The sequence below is a fragment of the Pseudomonas sp. 51_B genome (genome assembly GCF_017491595.1).
Taxonomy (GTDB): domain Bacteria; phylum Pseudomonadota; class Gammaproteobacteria; order Pseudomonadales; family Pseudomonadaceae; genus Aquipseudomonas; species Aquipseudomonas promysalinigenes.
In genome coordinates this window covers 1-487 of the sequence record NZ_JAFGYW010000262.1, presented here as the reverse complement: position 1 = coordinate 487, position 487 = coordinate 1, and the positions used below count along the sequence as shown (strand labels likewise).

Annotated in this window: 1 pseudogene; it reads right to left on the bottom strand. The window is 57.3% G+C overall.

The window, feature by feature from the left end:
- Nucleotides 1–432, bottom strand: a pseudogene (locus J5M56_RS24735) (AAA family ATPase); the annotation flags it as partial.
- Nucleotides 433–487 lie beyond the last annotated feature (55 nt).

The window sequence follows — 487 nt, the reverse complement described above, 5'->3', positions numbered from 1 at the left end:
GTCCTTGGCTGCGAATTCGGCCTGGCGCGCAGCGTTCAGAGTGCTACGCAAAGTGTCGGCGGAGGCGCGCGCCTTGTTCGCATCTTTGCGAGGCAGCGTTCGGTCCTGCTTCAGTTTTGTCAGCGTATCGGAAAGCGCTCTGCGAGCCGCTTCCAGTTCGGAAATTTTATCGGTCAGAAACTGAAGGTCCGGGGTTTGACCAGAACGTCCAAGTACGTGAAAGATGCCTCGGAGCTCCGTCTCCTGCTTCGCAATCTGCCCGTCAAGTTCGCGAAGTCGCAGTTGCGCTGAATAAAGCCGGTCGTCATATACGCCGCTGAGGTACCCGCCGACCATGTCGCGCGTCAGAGGACTATCAAAGTTGTCGAGGCGGAAGATGGGGCTGTGTACCGATGGTTGGTCTGCATAGAGGACGCGCAAAAGCTGATGCATCGTTAGGTTCGATGCTCCGTCACCTTGCGCTTGCGGCATGTCAAGTGCATCGAAC